Here is a 19,874-nt window from a genome sequence, read left to right on the forward strand (position 1 = left end):
ATATCAAGCTCCGCGACTCCGCACGCCGGTAAGCTTGTTTTTTCGCTTAGTTCTTCGGGATCTGGTTGGGATCGGAAACGGAACCGCGCGCATCATCAACAGCGCGATTGGCTTCCCCGCGTGCATCGGCCAGCGCCGAATCAATATCGGGGAGGGTGGTTTCCTTGAGAACATCAGCCACATCGGCCGCGTTCTCAAAATCGACCCCGGTGGGCCCGGATGGGCTGGGTTCGTCTCCCCCGCCGCTGCGGCCCCCACCGAAGCCCTTCTGCACCGCATCGAGCGCGGCGGTGAGCTCGGTAGGAACAATCCACAGCTTCGAGGACTGCGAATTGGCGATCTGCGGCAGCGTCTTAATGTATTCGTAGGAGAGCAGCTTCGGATCGGCATTGCCCTTATGGATCGCGTCGAAGACCTGAAGAATAGCGCGGGATTCACCCTGCGCCTTGAGGACGGTGGCCTGAGCTTGACCTTCGGCCTTGAGAATAGCCGATTGCTTTTCACCTTCAGCGGTCAAAATCTGAGACTGCTTAATACCTTCCGCGGTGAGAATCGCGGCGCGGCGGTCACGTTCGGCCTTCATCTGCTGTTCCATCGCGCCCTGAACGGTAGCCGGCGGATCAATCGCCTTGAGTTCCACGCGGGAAACGCGAATACCCCAACGCCCGGTGGCATCGTCCAGCACGCTGCGGAGCTGGTCGTTAATACGGTCACGGCCAGTCAGGGCCTGTTCCATATCCATGGTGCCGATGATATTACGCAAGGTGGTGACGGCCAGCTGCTCAATACCGGTCATCGGGTCGGCAATTTCGTAGGTTGCGGAATACGCGTTCGTCACCTGGTAGTAGATAACCGTGTCAATGGAGACGTTGATGTTATCGGAGGTAATAACCGGCTGGGGCGGGAAAGGCACCACTTGTTCACGCATATCGATGCGCTGGCGTACCGCGTCGAAGAACGGCACCAGGAAGTGCAGCCCCGGTTGCAGCACGGAGTGGTAGCGGCCCAGCCGTTCCACAACCACCTGGTAGCCTTGCTGCACCTTGATGACGGAACGGAACACCGCCACCACCACAAGGAGAAGGAGTAAGAGGAGGAGCACGCCAATAACCGTGCTCGCGTTGATATCAGCATCCATGATTTTTCCTTTGTGCCGCTAGGCGGCCTCGGTGACTTTTCGGTGGTACGTGAAGCAGATAAAACTTATGATTCCGGGGTCACGATTGCGGTGGCACCGTCAATTGCTTGCACAAGTACGACGCCGCCCTCCGGGATGCGCCCCGCAGCGGTGCGGGCACTCCATTCATCTCCGCCAATTTTCACGCGCCCGCCACGCTCGGTAATCTCCGTAAGTGCGTAAGCACGCCGGCCCACCTGCGCCTCCACATTGCCGACGGCGGCGCCGCGCGGGTTGATGTGGCGGCGCGCCCAGGGACGGGCGAAAAACAAGAGGATAAGAGCGAAAATTCCGTAGGCGATGATCTGGATCCACAGGACATCTGTTCCCAGGGCCACTCCCGCGGTGGCCAGGGCAGCTAGCCCCAGCATAAGGAAAGTGAAATCGAGGGTAAACATCTCAACAATTGCGAGTGCTAACCCGGCGATGACCCAAATTTGCCACGTCATTGTTCTCCCTTTCCTGAGAGTTCCACCCAGCCGGTTCTTCGGCTCCGGGCCTCTTCGTCCTCTGGTGCCATGCTACCGGACACCCTGCGCCTCGGATATACCGAGCGGAAAATCTACTGAGCGCGGAATAACGGATATTCTGCCCGCGAAATAGCCCGGGCTACAGATATACCGCGCCCCAGATTCCCCTAGCGGGCAGCGCGCGCGGTATACCGACCCGCGTTTTCTTCCACCCGGAGCGGATAATCAAATGCCTCCGAGAGCTGCGTGGAAGTCAGAACTTCCGCTAGCGGCCCGGCCGCCACCACACTGCCCGCTTTGAGGAGCAGCATATGGGTAAAGCCGACCGGGATTTCCTCCACGTGGTGGGTAACCAGCAGCATGGCCGGGGCGTACGCTGCTCCGGCCAGCCGCGAGAGGGTGGCCAGCAGGCGTTCGCGCCCACCCAGATCCAGGCCCGAGGTGGGTTCATCCAGAATAAGGACTTCCGGATTGGGCATGAGGGCCCGCGCGATCCCTAAGCGTTTACGTTCCCCGGACGAAAGGTGCGCAACTTTACGATCCTCGAGGTCCCGTAAACCGAGCCTGCGCAACATGGCGCGGGCACGGGCGTCATCTGCGGCGTCGTACTCCTCATTCCAGGCGGCCAGATGCCCGTAGGCGGCGGTGCGCACCGCTTGGAAAACGGTTTCACCCCCGGGGATGCGGGCATCAATCCCGGCCGAGGTTACCCCCACGGCGCTGCGCAGCTCCCGCACATCCACCGTGCCGAGGCGTTCGCCCATGAGCTCCACGCTTCCCGAACTGGGGAAGAGCCGCGCGGCGGCCACCTGTATGAGCGTGGTTTTCCCGGCGCCGTTGGGCCCGAAAATCACCCAGCGTTCCCCGGAATTAACATCCCAGGATACCGAGCGGAGGATTTCCGTAGCCCCGCGGCGCAGCGTTACATCTTTCAAAGACAGCACGTCACCCATGGTTCTAGAATAGCGTGCCGCTACGACATAACCGGTTAGCGCCGCGGATAGTTATCCACGAGTTCGCGGTAGAACTCCATGGTTTTTTCGCCGATAGCTTCCCAGGAGAAATGGTCCTCCACCCGGCGGCGGCCAGCCAGGCCCATCTGCGCGGCCCGCTCCTGATCGGAGCACACCTCGTTGAGAGCCGCGGCCAGATCTGCCTCGAATTGCTCGGGGTTGAGCGGGGTGCCGGTGCCGTCCTGAGCCTGTTCGATAGGAACAAGCAGCCCGGTGGTTCCGTGCACGATGCAATCGGGAATTCCCCCGGTTTCGGTGCCGACCACCGGAAGCCCCACCGCCATCGCCTCCAGGTTAACAATGCCGAGCGGCTCATAAATGGAGGGGGTAACAAAAGTGGTGCAGCACGATTCCAGGGCGACAATACGATCCTGGCTGAGCATATCGTCAATCCAGACCACGCCTTCACGTTCGGCCTGCAGCTTCGCCACGAGAGCCTTTGTTTCCTCCAAGATTTCAGGGGTATCGGGAGCCCCGGCGCACAGCACCACCTGGACGCCCTTATCAACCTGGCGCAGCGCGCGCAGCAGCCCCGGCACGCCCTTCTGGCGGGTAATACGCCCAACGAACATAATAGTGGGCCGATCCGGATCCAGGCCGTAGCTGGCGAAATACCGGCGGGCATCTTCTTTTTCCGCGCTGGTTTCCGGAGCTTTCCAGGTATTCAAATCGATACCGTTATGAATCACCCGCACCCGCTCGGGTGCAATATTCGGGTAGCAGCGCAAAATATCCGAGCGCATCGCGTGCGATACCGCCACGATTCCGGCCGCGGATTCGTAGGCAGTTTTTTCCACCCAGGAGCTCAGCTGGTAGCCACCCCCGAGCTGTTCACGTTTCCACGGGCGCAGCGGTTCCAGGGAATGCGCGGAAATCACATGCGGAATACCGTAAAGAATCGAAGCGATATGCCCGGCGAAATTCGCGTACCAGGTGTGGGAGTGCACCAGATCCGCACCTTCCACATCCGTGACCATATTGAGATCAACACCCATGGTGCGCACGGCCGCGTTCGCGCCCTCAAGTTCCTTGAGGTAGTCATAGCCCTCCAGCGCTACACCCGCGGGAACGTCTTTGTTCTCAGAAGGAGCGCGCGGACCATCAAAGGCACGTACGTGAATATCAGCATGCTGGGCGAGCACACGGGAAAGCTCGGTCACGTGAACTCCCGCCCCTCCGTACACATGCGGGGGGTATTCGCGAGTAAGTAAATCAATGCGCATGGTTGCCTCCGGCTTCTTCGCCGCCGTCCGCTTCCCCACGAAGCGGATCATGCGAGCGTACTACTTCAAGGGTAACCCACCACCCCCGGAAACACAGCCGCGGGCCCCATTTATCCACAGCGTGGACCGGCACACGACTTGTCCACGTTCCTTCTGGAAGCGGGTGTTCAACTTCACGTTTTACGGTACGCTGTAGTCATGAGGAGAGATTTACGCGTTCTGGCCATCGTCCTTGCGGGAGGCGAAGGCAAGCGTTTAATGCCGCTCACTGAAGATCGAGCGAAACCCGCGGTTCCTTTCGGGGGCATTTACCGGCTGATTGACTTTGCGCTGAGTAACATCGTGAATTCTGGATATCTCCAGATCATCGTGCTTACCCAGTACAAGTCGCATTCGCTGGACCGCCATATTACGAGAACCTGGCGTATGTCCAACCTCTTGGGCAATTATGTGGCCCCGGTTCCCGCCCAGCAGCGGCGCGGCAAGGGGTGGTTCTCCGGAAGTGCGGATGCCATTTACCAGTCCATGAACGTCATCGATGATGAACGGCCCGATGTTGTGCTCGTAACCGGAGCAGACAATATCTACCGCATGGACTTCTCCCAGATGATGGACCAGCATGTGGAATCCGGTTTCGACCTGACCATCGCCGGTATTCGCCAGCCGCTGGAACTGGCCCCTTCCTTCGGTGTTATTGATGTGGATGCGGAAAACCACCAGAAGGTTTCCCGCTTCCTGGAAAAGCCGCAGGATACCTCCGGTTTGGGCCTGGAAGAAGCCCCGGATCAGTTCCTGGCCTCCATGGGCAATTACATTTTCAACACTGATGCGCTGGTTGAGGCCCTCCAGAATGATGCTGCGGATCCCAGTTCCGCCCATGATATGGGTGGCAGCATTGTTCCGCGATTCGTGGAAGCCGGTAATTGCGGCGTCTACGATTTCACCTATAACCGCATCCCCGGTGAAGGTGAACGGGATAAGGACTACTGGCGTGACGTGGGTACCATTGATGCCTACTACGCGGCGAATATGGATCTTATTTCCGTTACTCCGGATTTCAACCTGTACAACGAGCGCTGGCCGATCCTGACCGGCTACACCGGGTTGCCGCCCGCAAAATTCGTGTACGGGCATCACGAACGCCTCGGGCACGCCCTGGATTCCATTGTTTCCCCCGGTGTTATCGTCTCCGGTGGCGAAGTGATCGGATCGGTGCTCTCCCCCGGGGTGCGGGTGAATTCCTGGTCCTCGGTGCGTGAATCGGTGCTGCTGGACGGCGTGAACGTGGGCCGCAATGCCACCGTTATTCGTGCCATCGTGGATAAGAATGTCCAGATCGAAGAAGGTGCGCAGCTGGGTGTCAATCACGATTATGACCGCGAACGCGGTTTCTACGTCTCGGAAGGCGGCGTGGTCGTGGTTCCCAAGAATGCGGTGGTGCGCCGCTAAGCGGTTGCGCGCCTGAGTTATTCAGTGTTTGCACCGCTTGCCTAGCTTCAGGCTAGTATGTGTGCCCGGTATCGGTTTCCGGTACCGGGCACAGCCGTACTAGGCGAGGGAAACCAACTCCAGATAGTCGTCGCTCCACAAATCTTCGTCCCCGTCCGGGAGGAGAAGCACTCGCTCGGGATTGAGCGCGGTCACGGCACCTTCGTCGTGCGTGACGAGCACGACGGCGCCTTCGTACTTGCCCAGGGCGCCAAGGATTTTCTCCCGGGAGGCCGGGTCAAGATTATTCGTTGGTTCGTCCAGCAACAGCACATTGGCGCGTGAAACCACCAGCATGGCCAAAGCCAGGCGGGTCTTTTCACCGCCGGAGAGGACGCGGGCGGGTTTATCGGCGTCGTCGCCCGAAAACAAAAAGGAACCGAGCACGGTACGTAAGCCTGTTTCGTCGAACTCCGGGGCGACGTAACGCAAATTATCAACCACAGTTTTATCCGTATCGATAAAATCGTGTTCCTGCGCGTAATAGCCCAGCTTGAGGCCGTGCCCGGGGAGCACTTCACCGGTGTCCGGGGTTTCCGTTCCGTACAGTAAACGCAATAGCGTGGTTTTGCCCGCGCCGTTGAGACCAAGAACGACGACGCGCGAACCGCGGTCGATCGCCAAATCAACGCCGGTGAACACCTCCAGGGAACCGTAGGATTTCGACAGGCCCCGGGCCCGCAGCGGTGTTTTCCCGCAGGGTGCCGGCTCGGGGAAACGCAGCGCTGCTACTTTGTCGTCCGCGCGTTCTTCTTCCAATCCCTCAAGAAGCTTCTCCGCGCGTTTCGCCATATTCTGCGCGGCAACCGCCTTCGTGGCCTTCGCGCGCATCTTATTGGCCTGCGCCAGCAAATGATCCGCTTTCTTTTCGGCATTGGCGCGCATCTGCCGGCGCCGGCGCTCATCTGTTTCGCGCTGCTTGAGGTAGGCCGACCAGCCCATCGCGTACTGGTCGAGGGCCGCCCGGTTGGCATCCAAATGCCATACCGCCGTGACCGTTTCTTCCAGCAGATCCACCGAGTGGGAAATCACCACGAAACCACCCGAATAATTCGCGAGGTAATCGCGCAGCCACAGGAGAGAATCGTGGTCGAGGTGGTTGGTCGGTTCGTCCAGAAGCAGCGTATCTGCCTGGGAAAAAAGCACCCGCGCCAGATCGACGCGGCGGCGCTGCCCACCCGAAAGGGTGCCCAGGGGCTGGTTGAGAATGCGCTCGTCCAGGCCCAGAGCCGCGGCCATTTGGGAAGCCTGGGCATTGGCGGCCCAGCCCCCGGCTGCGGTGAACTCTTGGTCCAGGCGTACGTAGCGTTCCATGGCTTTTTGCTGGCGGGTACCGGTGCATTCGGCCATATCCTTTTCCGCCTTGCGGATACGGCGGATCGTGGCGTCGATTCCGCGGGCCTCCAGGATGCGATCCCGGGCAATCTGGTTCGGATCCCCATCGTGAGTATCTTGCGGGAGGTAGGCGATGGTGCCGCTGCGGTGCAGAGTCCCTTCGTAATCAACAGCATCCGAGGTGGTGCCTTCGCCCGCCAGCAGGCGGGTCATCGTGGTTTTGCCCGCGCCGTTACGCCCCACCAGGCCCACGCGCATACCCTTGTGGACCTGAAAACTGGCGTGCTGGACAAGTTCACGCGTGCCGATGCGGATTGTGAGATCAGAAGCCGTAATCACAAGGGCTTACTTTACCGAGAAAATCGCGCGCGGGCCGCATTGCCGGTCACGGCAGCGCGCCACTGGCGTGCGATGGTCCGGTCGCCTGTGCCGCCGATGGGCCTCGGCTTGGAGGTGGTGTCACGGCTGGCAGGTGGTGTCACGGCAGCGCGCCACTGGTGCCCGCGGCTCGCACGCGGGACAATGGACAGGTGACAACACCATCTTCAGTGCCCGAACCGGATCCCGGCGAGCATCCGGAAACCCACGGCGCTTATGTGCTGCCCGTGGTGATATCCGTATGTGCGGCGGCCTGTGTATTCCTCGGGCACGGCCGGCTGCTCGTGCAACTCCTCGCCTGGCTGGGCGCGGTGGCGGGCCTGGTTCTCACCGCCGTCACGCTCTCGCGCGAACAGCGCGCCACTCCCGGGCAGCTGCGCTTCCGCAAGGTGGCCGGATGGAGCTTCCTCGCCTGCCTCATCTGCGTGATCGTGGCGGCGCTTCCCCTCGGGTACGCTATCGCGCGGTATTAACGGAAAAGGGCCGCGGGGGCCGGGCCGGGAGGGTAGGCTCGAAGCCATGAGTGTTAACGACGGCGTGCGCCTCGACGGGGCGAGAGTGCAAAATCGCGGACGTGGGCGCGGTGCCATGATTGGCGGAGGCTTCGGGCTCACCGGAATTATTATTGCCCTGGTTTGGTACATGGTCACCGGCGCTCCCCCGCCGGCTGCTATCACCCAGGGCACCTCCCCTCAGGGCAGCTCCGTCCAGCAATCCACCACCTCCGATTTCGCGGACAAGTGCCGTACCGGAGCGGATGCCAATGCCTCCACCGAATGCTTTATGGTGGCGGTAGCCCAATCCCTCGATGCATTTTGGGAAAAGGAACTGCCCCGCGCGGCGCGCACCCGTTACGAGCTTCCTGGCTTTGCGCTCTTTTCTGAAGGGGTGAGCACCGGATGCGGGAATGCCTCCAGTCAGGTGGGTCCCTTCTACTGCCCCGCCGATGGAACCGTCTACCTTGACACCACGTTCTTCGATGAACTGGAAGCTAATTTCGGGGCGGAGAACACCACCCTGGTTCAGGCCTATGTGGTCGCCCACGAATTCGGGCATCATATCCAGAATCTCACCGGGGTATTCGAGCGTGTCAATCCGCGCGATACCGGCCCGGATTCTTCGCAGGTGCGCTCGGAATTGCAGGCTGATTGCTACGCCGGCCTCTGGTTGCATCACGCCGCCAGCACGGTTGATCCGGCCAGCGGGATCCCGATTCTCCAGGCTCCCACCCGTGACCAGCTCGCCAGCGCGATTGACGCCGCGGCCGCGATTGGCGATGACCATATCCAAGAAAGCGCCGGCATGGATGTCAACCCGGAAAAGTTCTCCCACGGCTCATCCGCCCAGCGTATGGATGCACTGACAACCGGCTACGAAACAGGCGATTTCAACGCCTGCAATACCTGGCGCTAAAGAGGCGCTGGCGGAAGTGCGGCGTGCGCCCAGAGTTTTCTGGGCGCACGGGCGTCGTCGTACTAAATATTGAAACCGAGAGCGCGCAGATCATCGCGACCGTCTTCGGTAATGCGTTCCGGGCCCCACGGCGGCAGCCACACCCAGTTAATATCCACGTCGTCCACAAGATCTTCCGTGGCGATAATAATGCCGTCGGTGATCGCGTCCGTGAGCGGGCAGGCCGGCGAGGTGAGGGTCATATCGAGGTGGAGGTGGCGGCCGTTCGTGGTCACCCCGTAGACGAGGCCAAGATCTACGATATTGACGCCGAGTTCCGGATCGATAACGTCCTTCATCGCCTCGAGGACGAGGTAGGGATCAACGTCGTCTATCGGGCTATCACCGTCGGTGTAGACCACTTCGCCGATCCGTTCATCCGCTGTGGGCGCGGGTGCCTCCGGCGCGCTCGCTGTAGCGGTAGTTTCCGCTGTGGGCGCGGGTGCCTCCGGCGCGCTCGCTGTAGCGGTAGTTTCCGCTGCGGGCGGGGTGGCCTCGGGAGCAGTTGCCTCGGGCGCGGGCGGGGTTACTTCGTTCTTCTCCGTCATTGTTCCGGGGTCTCCTTCATTAGGGGCGGCGTAGCTCCCGCGGGATTCGTAGCTTCTGCTGAAGTGCTCGCGGGCGTGCCGGGTATGTTGAGGCGGTGGAGGGCTTCGTCGGTTGCTTCGCGGACTGCCATCCAGCCGAGTAGCGCGCATTTAATGCGCATGGGGAAGCGGGCTACCCCGTGGAAAGCGGCGGCGTCTTCCAGGGCGTCCGCGGCGGTATCTGAAAGTTCCGCCCCGCGGCTGTCCATCATCTCGCGGAAATAACCGTAGAGGGTGGTGAGGTTCTCGATGGAATGCCCGGCCACCAGGTCATTCATAATGGAAATTGAGGCCTGGGAAATGGAACAGCCCTGCCCCTGCCAGGCGAGTTCGGCGATCTTCTCTCCATCCGGGGAGAGGCGCACCTCGAGGGTCACCTCGTCCCCGCACATGGGATTGACCTGGGTGGACTCCCCTTGCGGCACGACGGCGCCAGCCGCCACCGGCGCCAGCTCACCTTCACCGTGGCGTTCGCGCGCCGCATCGAGAATAATCTGCTGGTAGAGCTCATCAAGTTCGCTCAACTTTTTATCCTTCCACCCAGAAATAGCCGCGGACCTGGCTCAACGCATCAAGAAACGCGTCAATATCCGAGCTTGTTGTGTAGATCCCCACGGAGGCGCGCACCGAGGCCGGCACCCCGAAGAAGTCGTGAATCGGCTGGGCGCAATGGTGGCCCACCCGCACCGCAATACCGCGCGCATCCAAGAATTGCCCCACGTCATGCGGGTGCACACCGTCCACGGTAAAAGCCGCGATCCCGGTACGTCCGGCGCCCTCGCGCGGGCCGAGCACCCGGATCCCCGGGATCTGCCCGAGCCCGGCAAGCAGCTGGGCAGTCAGCTCATCTTCGTAGCGCGCCACGTTCTCCATGCCGATGGCGCTGAGGTAATCCACCGCCCGTGCGAGCCCGACGATCTGGGTAACCGGCTGGCTTCCCGCCTCGAAACGGGCCGGCGGGCGCGCGTAACGCGTTTTTTCCATCGTGACCCGTTCAATCATCGAGCCGCCGAATTGGTAGGGCGGCAGGTCCGCGAGGAGTTCTTCGCGCCCGTACAGCACCCCCAACCCGGTGGGCCCGTACATTTTATGGCCCGAAAAAGCCGCGAAATCTACATCAAGTTCCCGCACGTTCACGGGCAGATGCGGCACGGATTGGCAGGCATCGAGAACCGTAAAAGCACCCACCGCGTGGGCCGCCTCCACGATCTGCGCCACCGGGGAAACCGCCCCGGTCACATTCGAGACATGTGTGAAAGCAACGATGCGGGTGCGCCGCCCGATGACCGCGAGGGTGGCCGGGTCAATCCGGCCCTCACCATCCAGATCAAGCCACGTGAGGCGGGCCCCGGTGCGTTCGCATAATTCCTGCCAGGGCAGCAGATTCGCATGATGCTCGGCGCGGGTCACCACGATATCGTCGCCGGCGCGCAGCAGGAAACGATCCGCGTTCCCCCAGCCGCGCCCCGCCGTGGCATTCGAGATCGCGTAGGCGAGGAGGTTGAGGGACTGAGTGCTCCCGCTGGTCCATACAATTTCCTGGGGCGCCGCCCCGATGAAAGCCGCCACTTTCGCGCGGGCCTCTTCGTAGGCCACGGTGGATTCCTCCGCGAGCAGGTGGCTCCCGCGCTTGACCGCCCCGTTGGAGCGCGTATCAAAATCCACCATCGCGTCCAGAACGGCGCGCGGGCGCTGCGCCGTCGCCCCGGAATCTAGGTACACGAGGGCCTGATCCCCGCGCATCGGCCGGGCCAGAATCGGGAAATCTTCCCGCGCCACCAGCGGGCGCACGGCGTTCACCTACTTCGCCTCCGCTTCGATGTAGCTGTCGTACCCGGAGGCTTCCAGTTCGCTGGCCAGATCCGGCCCGCCGGTGCGCACAATCTTGCCGCCGGCAAAAACGTGGACGTAATCGGGTTTGACGTACTGCAAAATCCGGTTGTAGTGGGTGATGAGCAGCAGCGAATTACCGGTGCGTTCATGCACGTCCACGATGCCTTCGGAGACCACGCGCAGCGCGTCCACGTCCAGCCCGGAATCCGTTTCATCCAGCACGGCGATCTTGGGTTCCAGCAATTCCATCTGGAGCACTTCGGTGCGTTTCTTTTCACCACCGGAGAAGCCCACGTTGAGATCACGCTTAATAAAATCGGCATCCACCCGCAGTTTTTCCGTGACTTTGCGTAGCGCCTGGGACCATTCGCGCAGCTTGGGAGCTTCCCCGTCAATCGCGGTTTTCGCGGTGCGCAAGAAATTCGAGACGGAAACGCCGGGCACTTCCACCGGGTACTGCATGGCGAGGAAAAGCCCCTCGCGGGCGCGTTCATCGGCGGTCATATCGGTAATATCCACACCGTCGAGGAGCACCTGCCCGGAAGTGATCTCATAGGAGGGATGCCCGGCCAGCGCGTAGGCCGTGGTCGATTTACCCGAGCCGTTCGGGCCCATAATCGCGTGGATTTCATTATCGCCAATATGCAAATTGACGCCGTGCAGAATCGGTTTGGGGCCTTCGGGGGTGATGACCGAGGCGTGCAGATCAATAATATCGAGAGTAGCCATTACTTCTCCTCAGGTGTTGTGTCCACGTCAATAAAAACGCGGCCGTCATTATCGCAGGTCAAGGGGTAGACGGGCACGGGTGTGACCGCCGGGAGCGTGAGGGCACGCCCGGAACACAGGTCGAATTCCGCCCCGTGTTTGGGGCATTCGATTGTGGTATCAAAAACTTCGCCGTCGCTGAGGTTAACGTCTTCATGGGTGCAGATATCGCCCACGGCGTGCCAGGTTCCGTGGCAGTCGCGTGCGATACATACGGGTACGACGGCGCCGCTAGCAGCGCGGACTTCCACACTCAGGGCGCTTTCCGGCTCGAGATCCGCGGTGGTACACACCTGCTGCCAGCTCATGCCTCCTCCCCGCTTCCGGCGTCGGCCAAATCGAGTTCGCGTTCGATAGCGTCCATGAGCTTGGTGCGCACCGAATCCACTTCGATCTGTTCCACCAATTCCGCGAAGAAACCGCGCACCACCAGGCGGCGCGCCACATCCGCGGGGATGCCGCGGGCCATGAGGTAGAAGAGCTGCTCATCATCAAAACGCCCGGTGGCTGAGGCGTGCCCGGCCCCGGCAATATCCCCGGTGAGAATCTCCAGATTGGGCACCGAATCGGCCTTCGCTCCCTCGGTAAGCACCAGGTTGCGGTTGAGTTCATACGTATCGGTCTGGGCGGCCTGAGCCCGAATCAGCACATCCCCGATCCACACCGAATGCGCCTCATCGCCCTGGAGCGCGCCCTTGTAGGTGGCTCGCGATTTGCAATGCGGGGCCACGTGATCCACGAAAATCCGGTGTTCGTGATGCTGGTGGCTTTCGGTGATATAAGCGCCCAGCAGTTCGGTATCGGAACGCTCCCCTTCCAGCTCACACGCGGTGGTCATGCGGATAAGATCCCCGCCGATGGTCACCACGATATGCCGGAATTTCGCGCCTTCACCTACCCGGATGCGCTGGGCGGAATGCTGGGAGGCGCAGCGTTCTTGTTCCTGCACGGACACAACGGTGAGATCCGCGTGCGCCCCCACCTCAATTTCCACGGTTTCCGTGAGGTCGCCGCTGCCGGTGTGCTCAAGCACCACGGTGCCACTAGCCTCCGGGGCCGCGGTGATAAGGGTGTGAGCAACGCTCAGTGTGCCTTCCCCGGTGATCATGGCGACGACGTCCGCGTGCTCGCTTCCGTCGAGAGTCACGATATGCGCACGCTGGAAAGCCGACCAGGCGAGGGCTGCCGCGCGGTCATCTGGTTTCCCTACCGTGCCCAGGCGCGGATCGCTGCGGTCCACTTCTTCCACGCGTGCCCCACCTACCACGGTGGCCGTCACGGTGGCATCGCGCACGCCCTCCACGTTATGAATGAACGGGGCAACCCGGTCCATCGGCGTGAAACGCCAGTCTTCTTCCTCCCCGGTTCCGCGCGGAATCGGGAACTCCTCCGGGTTGAAGGAGGCGAAACGGTCCGAGCGGTCGGCGTGCGCGGTATGGAATCCTTCGTCTGCCAGCACCGCCTGGGAATGATCAGTACTGACCATTAGCCCACACTCCCTTCCATTTGCAGATCAATAAGACGATTGAGTTCAAGTGCGTATTCCATCGGCAGTTCGCGGGCGATGGGCTCCACGAAGCCGCGCACGATCATCCCCATGGCTTCTTGTTCGGACAGGCCGCGTTGCATGAGGTAGAAGAGCTGTTCTTCGCTCACCTTCGTCACGGTGGCTTCGTGCCCCATTTCTACATCGTCCGTGCGCACATCCACGTAGGGGTAGGTATCGGTGCGGGAAATATCATCAACGAGGAGCGCATCGCAGACCACATTGGATTTTGAGCCGCGGGCATCTTCCGAGACCTGCACGAGGCCGCGGTAGGAGGAGCGCCCACCCCCGCGCGAAATTGACTTCGACACAATCGAGGAGGTGGTATTCGGGGCCAGGTGCTGCATTTTCGCGCCGGTATCCTGATGCTGGCCCGGGCCGGAGAAGGCAGCGGAGAGCGCTTCCCCGTGGGCGTGTTCGCCCAGGAGCACGCAGGCCGGGTACTTCATATTGAGGCGCGAGCCAATATTGCCATCCACCCATTCCATCGTGGCTCCTTCGGCCACGGTGGCACGCTGGGTCACGAGGTTGAGCACGTTATTAGACCAGTTCTGGATGGTGGTGTAGCGGCAGTGGGCATTCTTCTTCACGATGATTTCCACGATGGCGGCGTGGAGGGAATCCTCGGAGTAGATCGGGGCGGTGCAGCCTTCTACGTAATGCACGTAGGAACCCTCGTCGCAAATAATGAGGGTGCGTTCGAACTGGCCCATCGCCTGGGTATTGATACGGAAGTACGCCTGCAAGGGAATATCCACGTGCACGTTCTTCGGCACGTAAATGAAGGAACCACCCGACCACACCGCGGTATTGAGGGAGGCAAATTTATTATCCCCGGCCGGGATCACGGTGCCGAAGTATTCGCGCACCAGATCCTCGTGCTCGCGCAGTGCGGTATCAGTATCCACGAAAATAACGCCCTGTTCTTCCAGGTCCGCACGAATCGAGTTGTACACCACCTCGGATTCGTACTGTGCAGCCACCCCGGCCACCAGGCGTTCTTTTTCCGCTTCCGGGATGCCGAGCCGGTCGTAGGTGTTTTTGATTTCCGGGGGGAGGTCATTCCAATCGGTGACCTGGCGGTCGGTTGCCCGCACAAAGTACTTGAAGTCATCGAAGTTGATCCCGGAAAGATCAGCCCCCCAGGTGGGCATGGGGCGTTTCTCGAAGAGGCGCAGGGCACGCAGGCGCCGCTTAAGCATCCATTCCGGTTCTTTTTTCGCCGCGCTAATCGCGCGCACCACGCCCTCATCCAGACCGCGGCGCGCGTGCGCCCCGGCGGTATCGGTATCGTGCCACCCAAATTCATAGGCGCCGGACAGGTTCGCGATCACGTGTTCCTGCTGCGCCACGGCCTCCGCAATTGCTGCCTCGTGCCGTGTTTGTGCCATGTGTTTCCTCCCGATTTAAACGCTGTTAGCGTGCAGCGTCACCGTGCACACGTGGCTCCCGGATGCAATGGTTGCCAGGCGTTGCACGGGAACCCCGAGTAGTTCGTGAAAAGCGCGGGTTTCCGCCGCGCATAAAAAGTGATGGTGTGTGGCGACGTCGCGCAGGGGGCAGCGCCCCTGGCACAACTGGATCATCTGGCGCGGCCCATCCTGCGTGCCCGGAACATCGCGAACCGACGCGGCGTAGCCATCTTGGGTGAGGGCGCGCGCCAGGCGGCGCAGCCGCTCCGCGGGATTTTCGGTATCCCCGAGCGCATCGCGGTAACGCGCCACCAGGGAACGTTCCCTCCGGCGCGCAAATTCCTCCACCCCGGCCTCCCCCAGATTTTCACGCAGAAAATCAAGGGCTGCATTCGCCATGGTGTGATACGAGGTTGCCCCGGCGTTCTGCCCGGTATCGGTCGCCACGTAATAGCGGGCCGGGCGCCCGGCTCGTGCCTCGCGCTGCCCGGGTTTCTCGCATTCGGTGATCGCACCGGCATCTTCGAGCGCCACTAAATGCCGGCGCACCCCGGCCGGAGTGAGAATAGCCAGCTGGGCCAGTTCCGCGGCACTAATGGGCCCGCGTTCCATAATGAGGCGCAGAATTCCTTCGCGGGTTGTTTCTTCCCGGGGGCGGATCCCTGCGCTTTCTTCCGCTGCCATCTGGATCACCACCCCTTCCACTGTTCTACACCTTCACCGAGCATCCGTGAGCGCTGCTCGGAACCCTGGGCCGTAGCCTGAGGCTCCCCCGCATCGCTCACCGCTGCTTTATCACGTGCCGGCCTGCCATATCTAGGACCTCGCCATCCAATTAAACAACACGGGCGTTGCGTAATCTAGTTTGGACAGCCTAACCGGACGCGAAAAGGCGCGAGCTTGCCGGTGCCGGCCCGCCGTGCGCGCGGGTTACGCCCGTGGCTAAGCGCTGCGGGCCAGGTAGGCGAGTACCGCGGCCACCAGCTGCGGATTGCCGAGCCGCCCGACCAGTATCGCCTCGCGCACCCGGGCGAGCGGCACCCACCGCGCCTCGATTTCCGCCTCTTCATCCTCGCGGGCGAAGGCACTTGCCGCCGGGGCCGGATCGCGGGTGAGATACACCGTCATATGTTCATTGGTGAAACCCGGCGAGGTGTAGAAGCTGGTGAGGAACTCCAAGTTCCCGGCCTCATAATCCGTTTCTTCGCGGAGTTCACGCCGGGCGGCATCCGCGGGATCCTCACCCTCAATATCAAGAATGCCGGCTGGAATTTCCCACAGGAGCGAGCAGACCGGGATCCGATACTGGCGGATAAGAAGCACTTCTTCAGCTGCGCCGTCGCCGCTATTCCGCACCGCCAGTACCGCAACCGCGTCACGGTGCTCCACCCAATAGCGCTCCATGCGCGCCCCCACGCTGGGCAGTTCCACCGTGTCCTCGTAGACGTTAATAAAAGGCGATTCGAGTATGCTGCGCCGCTCCAGGCGCCGCATATGCTCGGGGCGGTACTCATCGCTGAGCTCGAGGTTCATTGTCTTTCCTTTCCTTCGCGGGGCGGGTGCGTGCAGGCGGGCGCGTGCGTCCATTCGTGCGGGTGCGTGCGCGCTGCGGCCGGGCCGTTATGTATTCGCTTCGTCGAGGGCCACGGCAATGGCCGGCATTTCTTGGGTCGACGGCGCCTCTGCGTCACGCGCCAAACGTAGCGCGCGCCGGTCCACCAGGTAGAGCGCCACTCCCCCGATGGCGAGGGTGAGCGCCCCGGCCGCGCCGGTTGCTCCCAGCGCACCCAGGGCACCTTCGCCCCACCAGCGCAATATCCCGCGCCCGGTGGCGTATCCGGCTCCGCCCGCAAGTACCGCGGCCGGAAGCACGATACGTAGGGAATAGCCCACGCCGCGCAGCGCCCCGGGGCCCACCGCGCGCCGGATCGCGAAGATATGGCCGATACCGCCCACCGTCATGCCCACGGACATCGCCGCACCAATACTGATGAGCACCTCGGTGCGTCCGCGCACCCCCAGGCCGGCCGCGCCCATGAGCACCACCACAACGCTCAGCCATGCCGCCGAATTGACGATAATGACCGCGCGGGCCGCCTCCACCGCGTAAAGCACCCGCGAGCCGTGATAAATAAAGGCGTAGCCGAGGAGGGCCGGGGCCATGGCCAGCATGGCAATATCCATATGGGCCACCGGGCGCGCCACCGCGAACAGCGCCTGGGCGGGCTCTGCCACCGCCACCAGCAGTGCCACGCACAGCAAGCCAATATCGAAAACAAGTCGAGAGGAACGGGCGGTAATACGGGCCAGGCCCGGCCGCCCGGGAATCGCGGCCGCTTCCGCCAGGCGCGGGAAAACCGCGGTGGCAATGGGGACGGCCAGCACCGCGTAGGGAACCATATAGAGCTGGTTCGCGAACGTGAAAACCGGGTAGGTTCCCACGTCGCCGCGCGCATTGGCGAAAAGCATAACCGCGATGATTTGAATCTGCTGAGCGAGCAGGCCGGCCAGCCCGGCCCCGCTCAGCCGTAGCGCCCGCCGCCCCACCCCGGGTGGGAAACGGAAGGTGGGCCGTAACGTGATGCGCCGCAGCACCGGGATGAGCTGGGGCAGCGAAAAAACCGCCACCCCGGCCGTGGTGCCCCAGGCCAACACGTAGAGGGCGGTGCGGGATATCCGGGCCGGATCGTGCTGGTTACCGGCGGCTAGTTCCGTGAAAATAAGGAACGTAATAATAACGGTGACGGAGGACAGCAGCGGGGCGAGGGCGGGAAGCACGAATTTTTTATGCGCCTGCAATAGCCCCGTGCACACCACCGAGAGTCCGTAGAGCGGTATTTGCCAGGCGAAAATCCGCAGCAGCGTGGCTGCGAAATCCACGCTGGCGGCCGGCGAATCCGCCCCCAGGAGCACCTCCATAATGGGGTGGGCGCCCAGGGTCACCAGTCCGGCCACCGGAATTCCAATGGCGAGCACCCAGGTGAGCAGGGCGGATGCGGTGCGGGAGACTTCCGCGGCGAGGGCTTTCGCCAGGAACCCGGAGACCAGCGGGATAACCGCGGCGGCCAGGGCCCCGCCGGCGGCGATTTCGAAAAGTACATTCGGGACTGTATTCGCCGTTGAGTACGATTCCCCGGCGAGTGAGTCCCCCAGCGCCCCGTTTTGCACCCAGGCGCGCACGAAGCCCATGGCACGCGAGAGCAGGGTGAGAATCGCTATGGTTCCGGCTGCTCCGAGTGCCGTTCCGAGAACTTTTTTCATGCCCGGCCCGCCTGGTCGAGGGCGCGCAGCCACGGGTGGGTTGCGATGACCCGCGAAAATGATATTTTTTCGCTCGCGATATTAAGGGCGACGACGGCGCCCAGCGCCCCGCGCCGCACCCACGGGCCGCGGCTGGCCAGTGCCCAGCCCAGGGCCGCCCCCAGCGCATTTGCCCCGGTATCTCCGAGCATGACCGTGCCGGCGAGATCCTCGGGCAGGCAGGCTGCGCCGGTGCCTACCAGAGCCGCGGCAACGGGCCCCGCGGGCGGGTAGCTGACCAGGGAGAAGGGAGCCGCGGCGATGAGGGTTCCTTTCCAGGCCCGGCCCGGCGCGAGGTCGAGGAGATTAATAAGATTCGCGGTGGCGGCAATAAGAATGGTGCGTTCGGCGTGGAGCGCAAATCGCTTGGAGGACGGCAGTCCCCTATCGGCAGGTAGCTTTCCGGCTAGCGCAGCACCCACCCCGATGATCACTATTTTCAGCGCCCCGGAGGTGAGGTGGCCCCGGGAGAGTGCCCCGAGGTGGCCGCGCAGCCCTTTGGAGGTGCGCGAAAATGCACTCTCGTAAAAATCGTCAATATATCCGGCCAGCCCTCCGCTAAGCGCCGCGATCACCGGACCGGCCGAGCAGCTTCCTCCGGAGAGCAGAGCCCCCGCCGCGCAGCCCGCGGTGGTACCCGCCACCGCGACCGGGCCTTCCCGCAAACTCACGCTCCGCCCGTCTTTCGCGGTGCGTTGCCAGGAGGACGCGGACCGCCGGGAAAGCAGTTTCTCAGCGGCACGCGCGGCGGCGTATCCGGCCAGGGCGGCAGCGCCCAGGCGCACCTGGTTCCTCCAGAAAGCAGAAAGGGTCATGCACCCATGGTACCGTTACTGCCCTGCCGGGGCCTGCCCACCTTCGGGAGCTTGCCCGCCGTCCGCGGGTGCGGGTGCCGGCGCGGGAGCCTGTTCGGGCTGCGGAGCCGGGGCAGGTTGCGCGGGCGCGGGCCCGGAAGCGCTCTGGCGCTCCCCAATTGCGCTATCTGCCCCCGGTGCTACCCCGAGGTGCACGTGCCGTTCATGTAGTTCAGCGGCCACCGCCATGGGAATATTGACATCGCCGAGCGCGGTTTGTGCCGAATCCACCGTGGAGCCGGCTTTGGCCGAGCGCACGGCTCCCAGCACGGAGTTTCCATCAGTCCCCGCGCCCACCGCTACCGCCGGGCCACGCCCGGCCATGGCCGCGAAGGCCGCCTGGTAGGTATCCGCGATATGCGGAGAGGTGGTTTCCTTCTCTGCGGGCGCCGGTGCGGCTTCCGCCGGATCAGCGGTGATAAAAACAACCACCTCGGCGGCTTCGCTCGGAGCAACCGCCACATCAATGAGCTTATTTTCCGGAGAGGTGAGAAGCGTGATGAGCGTCGTCGCCCCCGCATCTTCCGGCGCGGAACGCACCACGGTATCCACGGCCGCACCGAGAATCGCGTCCGCGGAACCGCCCGCGGGCAGATCCTTGACGTATGAACCGAGGTTACCGGAAAGCGTGGAACGGTACGTGGCATATTCGGTATCGGTGAAAGCCGGGGCCAGGGTGATTTCCCCGGTAATACGCGCCCCGGCAGCGGTCAGGCTCTGCCGGGTTTTCTCCACGACAGCCCCGTCTGCCCCGGCCGCCGCCACGATAGCAACGCGCCGGTTCGTCAGCGTTCCAGCATTGAGTTGTTCGCCGGCACCGAGCAGCGCCGTCGACGCCGCATCGAGCTGCGCCCCGCGTTGATCAAGCTCCACGCGCATCTTATCGCGCGATTCGCGCAGGGAATCCACCTGGCCGGTCAGCCCGTGCGCAATGGAATTTTGCAGCGGGCCGGCCCCGAGAATCACTCCGATGGCCAGCGCCAAAAACACCGAGACCAGGGAAACGAGATGATACCTAAAATCAACCATCAGCTAACT

20 protein-coding genes are annotated in these 19,874 nt (G+C 62.6%); 3 read left to right on the forward strand and 17 right to left on the reverse strand.

Annotated features, from left to right (window positions below; genetic code table 11):
* Positions 1 to 46 precede the first annotated feature (46 nt).
* From ACRQFC_RS05235 to glgA, 4 genes are all read right to left on the reverse strand, one after another.
* Positions 47 to 1,138, reverse strand: a complete 1,092-nt coding sequence (locus ACRQFC_RS05235) for an SPFH domain-containing protein (RefSeq protein ID WP_087070743.1) — start codon at positions 1,136 to 1,138, stop codon at positions 47 to 49.
* 65 nt (positions 1,139 to 1,203) lie between these two features.
* Positions 1,204 to 1,626, reverse strand: coding sequence for an NfeD family protein (locus ACRQFC_RS05240; protein WP_087070742.1), 423 nt, complete (start codon positions 1,624 to 1,626; stop codon positions 1,204 to 1,206).
* A gap of 188 nt (positions 1,627 to 1,814) precedes the next feature.
* Entirely contained in the window at positions 1,815 to 2,600 is a 786-nt protein-coding gene (locus ACRQFC_RS05245) for an ABC transporter ATP-binding protein (protein WP_087070741.1), read from the reverse strand.
* A 35-nt stretch (positions 2,601 to 2,635) separates the two neighbouring features.
* Positions 2,636 to 3,883, reverse strand: coding sequence for a glycogen synthase (glgA, locus tag ACRQFC_RS05250; RefSeq protein WP_087071193.1), 1,248 nt, complete (start codon positions 3,881 to 3,883; stop codon positions 2,636 to 2,638).
* Between the two features lie 198 nt (positions 3,884 to 4,081).
* Between glgA and glgC the strand changes: the two genes are divergently transcribed.
* Entirely contained in the window at positions 4,082 to 5,332 is a 1,251-nt protein-coding gene (gene glgC / locus ACRQFC_RS05255; RefSeq protein ID WP_035277237.1) for a glucose-1-phosphate adenylyltransferase, read from the forward strand.
* 99 nt (positions 5,333 to 5,431) lie between these two features.
* On the opposite strand, the gene ACRQFC_RS05260 is transcribed toward glgC, so the two are convergent.
* On the reverse strand, positions 5,432 to 7,045 hold the full coding sequence (locus tag ACRQFC_RS05260) for an ABC-F family ATP-binding cassette domain-containing protein (RefSeq protein ID WP_087070740.1): 1,614 nt from the start codon (positions 7,043 to 7,045) through the stop codon (positions 5,432 to 5,434).
* 191 nt (positions 7,046 to 7,236) lie between these two features.
* Here ACRQFC_RS05260 and ACRQFC_RS05265 point away from each other — a divergent pair, with 191 nt between their 5' ends.
* On the forward strand, positions 7,237 to 7,557 hold the full coding sequence (locus ACRQFC_RS05265; RefSeq protein WP_143231878.1) for a hypothetical protein: 321 nt from the start codon (positions 7,237 to 7,239) through the stop codon (positions 7,555 to 7,557).
* A 46-nt stretch (positions 7,558 to 7,603) separates the two neighbouring features.
* Positions 7,604 to 8,497, forward strand: coding sequence for a KPN_02809 family neutral zinc metallopeptidase (gene ypfJ / locus ACRQFC_RS05270; RefSeq protein ID WP_087070738.1), 894 nt, complete (start codon positions 7,604 to 7,606; stop codon positions 8,495 to 8,497).
* Positions 8,498 to 8,559: 62 nt separating this feature from the next.
* Here the strand turns inward: ypfJ and ACRQFC_RS05275 are convergent, their stop codons facing one another.
* From ACRQFC_RS05275 to ACRQFC_RS05330, 12 genes are all read right to left on the reverse strand, one after another.
* Positions 8,560 to 9,084, reverse strand: coding sequence for a metal-sulfur cluster assembly factor (locus ACRQFC_RS05275; RefSeq protein ID WP_087070737.1), 525 nt, complete (start codon positions 9,082 to 9,084; stop codon positions 8,560 to 8,562).
* Positions 9,081 to 9,647 (reverse strand): Fe-S cluster assembly sulfur transfer protein SufU, encoded by a 567-nt coding sequence (gene sufU, locus ACRQFC_RS05280; RefSeq protein ID WP_234984497.1) that lies wholly within the window; start codon positions 9,645 to 9,647, stop codon positions 9,081 to 9,083. Before sufU ends, ACRQFC_RS05275 begins: the two co-directional genes overlap by 4 nt.
* A gap of 4 nt (positions 9,648 to 9,651) precedes the next feature.
* Positions 9,652 to 10,923, reverse strand: coding sequence for a SufS family cysteine desulfurase (locus tag ACRQFC_RS05285; RefSeq protein ID WP_087070736.1), 1,272 nt, complete (start codon positions 10,921 to 10,923; stop codon positions 9,652 to 9,654).
* A complete protein-coding gene (sufC, locus tag ACRQFC_RS05290) occupies positions 10,924 to 11,685 on the reverse strand; it encodes a Fe-S cluster assembly ATPase SufC (RefSeq protein ID WP_016442707.1) in 762 nt (253 codons plus the stop codon).
* Positions 11,685 to 12,032, reverse strand: coding sequence for a Rieske (2Fe-2S) protein (locus ACRQFC_RS05295; protein ID WP_026429292.1), 348 nt, complete (start codon positions 12,030 to 12,032; stop codon positions 11,685 to 11,687). The genes sufC and ACRQFC_RS05295 overlap by 1 nt, the downstream gene beginning before the upstream one ends.
* Entirely contained in the window at positions 12,029 to 13,210 is a 1,182-nt protein-coding gene (gene sufD, locus ACRQFC_RS05300; protein ID WP_087070735.1) for a Fe-S cluster assembly protein SufD, read from the reverse strand. The genes ACRQFC_RS05295 and sufD overlap by 4 nt, the downstream gene beginning before the upstream one ends.
* Positions 13,210 to 14,661 (reverse strand): Fe-S cluster assembly protein SufB, encoded by a 1,452-nt coding sequence (sufB, locus tag ACRQFC_RS05305; RefSeq protein WP_200807184.1) that lies wholly within the window; start codon positions 14,659 to 14,661, stop codon positions 13,210 to 13,212. Before sufB ends, sufD begins: the two co-directional genes overlap by 1 nt.
* Before the next feature lie 15 nt (positions 14,662 to 14,676).
* The gene (locus ACRQFC_RS05310) at positions 14,677 to 15,387 is read right to left on the reverse strand and encodes a helix-turn-helix transcriptional regulator (RefSeq protein ID WP_234984496.1); all 711 of its coding nucleotides are present in this window, start codon (positions 15,385 to 15,387) and stop codon (positions 14,677 to 14,679) included.
* 237 nt (positions 15,388 to 15,624) lie between these two features.
* Positions 15,625 to 16,215 carry an NUDIX domain-containing protein gene (locus ACRQFC_RS05315; protein WP_087070734.1) on the reverse strand — a complete coding sequence of 197 codons (591 nt, stop codon included), beginning with the start codon at positions 16,213 to 16,215 and terminating at the stop codon, positions 15,625 to 15,627.
* Between the two features lie 87 nt (positions 16,216 to 16,302).
* Positions 16,303 to 17,943: a murein biosynthesis integral membrane protein MurJ gene (murJ, locus tag ACRQFC_RS05320; RefSeq protein WP_087070733.1), complete on the reverse strand. Its 1,641-nt coding sequence runs from the start codon at positions 17,941 to 17,943 to the stop codon at positions 16,303 to 16,305.
* Positions 17,940 to 18,797 carry an MraY family glycosyltransferase gene (locus ACRQFC_RS05325; protein ID WP_200807183.1) on the reverse strand — a complete coding sequence of 286 codons (858 nt, stop codon included), beginning with the start codon at positions 18,795 to 18,797 and terminating at the stop codon, positions 17,940 to 17,942. The genes murJ and ACRQFC_RS05325 overlap by 4 nt, the downstream gene beginning before the upstream one ends.
* 15 nt (positions 18,798 to 18,812) lie before the next feature.
* A complete protein-coding gene (locus ACRQFC_RS05330) occupies positions 18,813 to 19,865 on the reverse strand; it encodes a copper transporter (protein WP_087070731.1) in 1,053 nt (350 codons plus the stop codon).
* Between the last annotated feature and the right edge of the window lie 9 nt (positions 19,866 to 19,874).

The organism is Actinotignum inguinis (assembly GCF_051265835.1).
Lineage (GTDB): Bacteria > Actinomycetota > Actinomycetes > Actinomycetales > Actinomycetaceae > Actinotignum > Actinotignum timonense.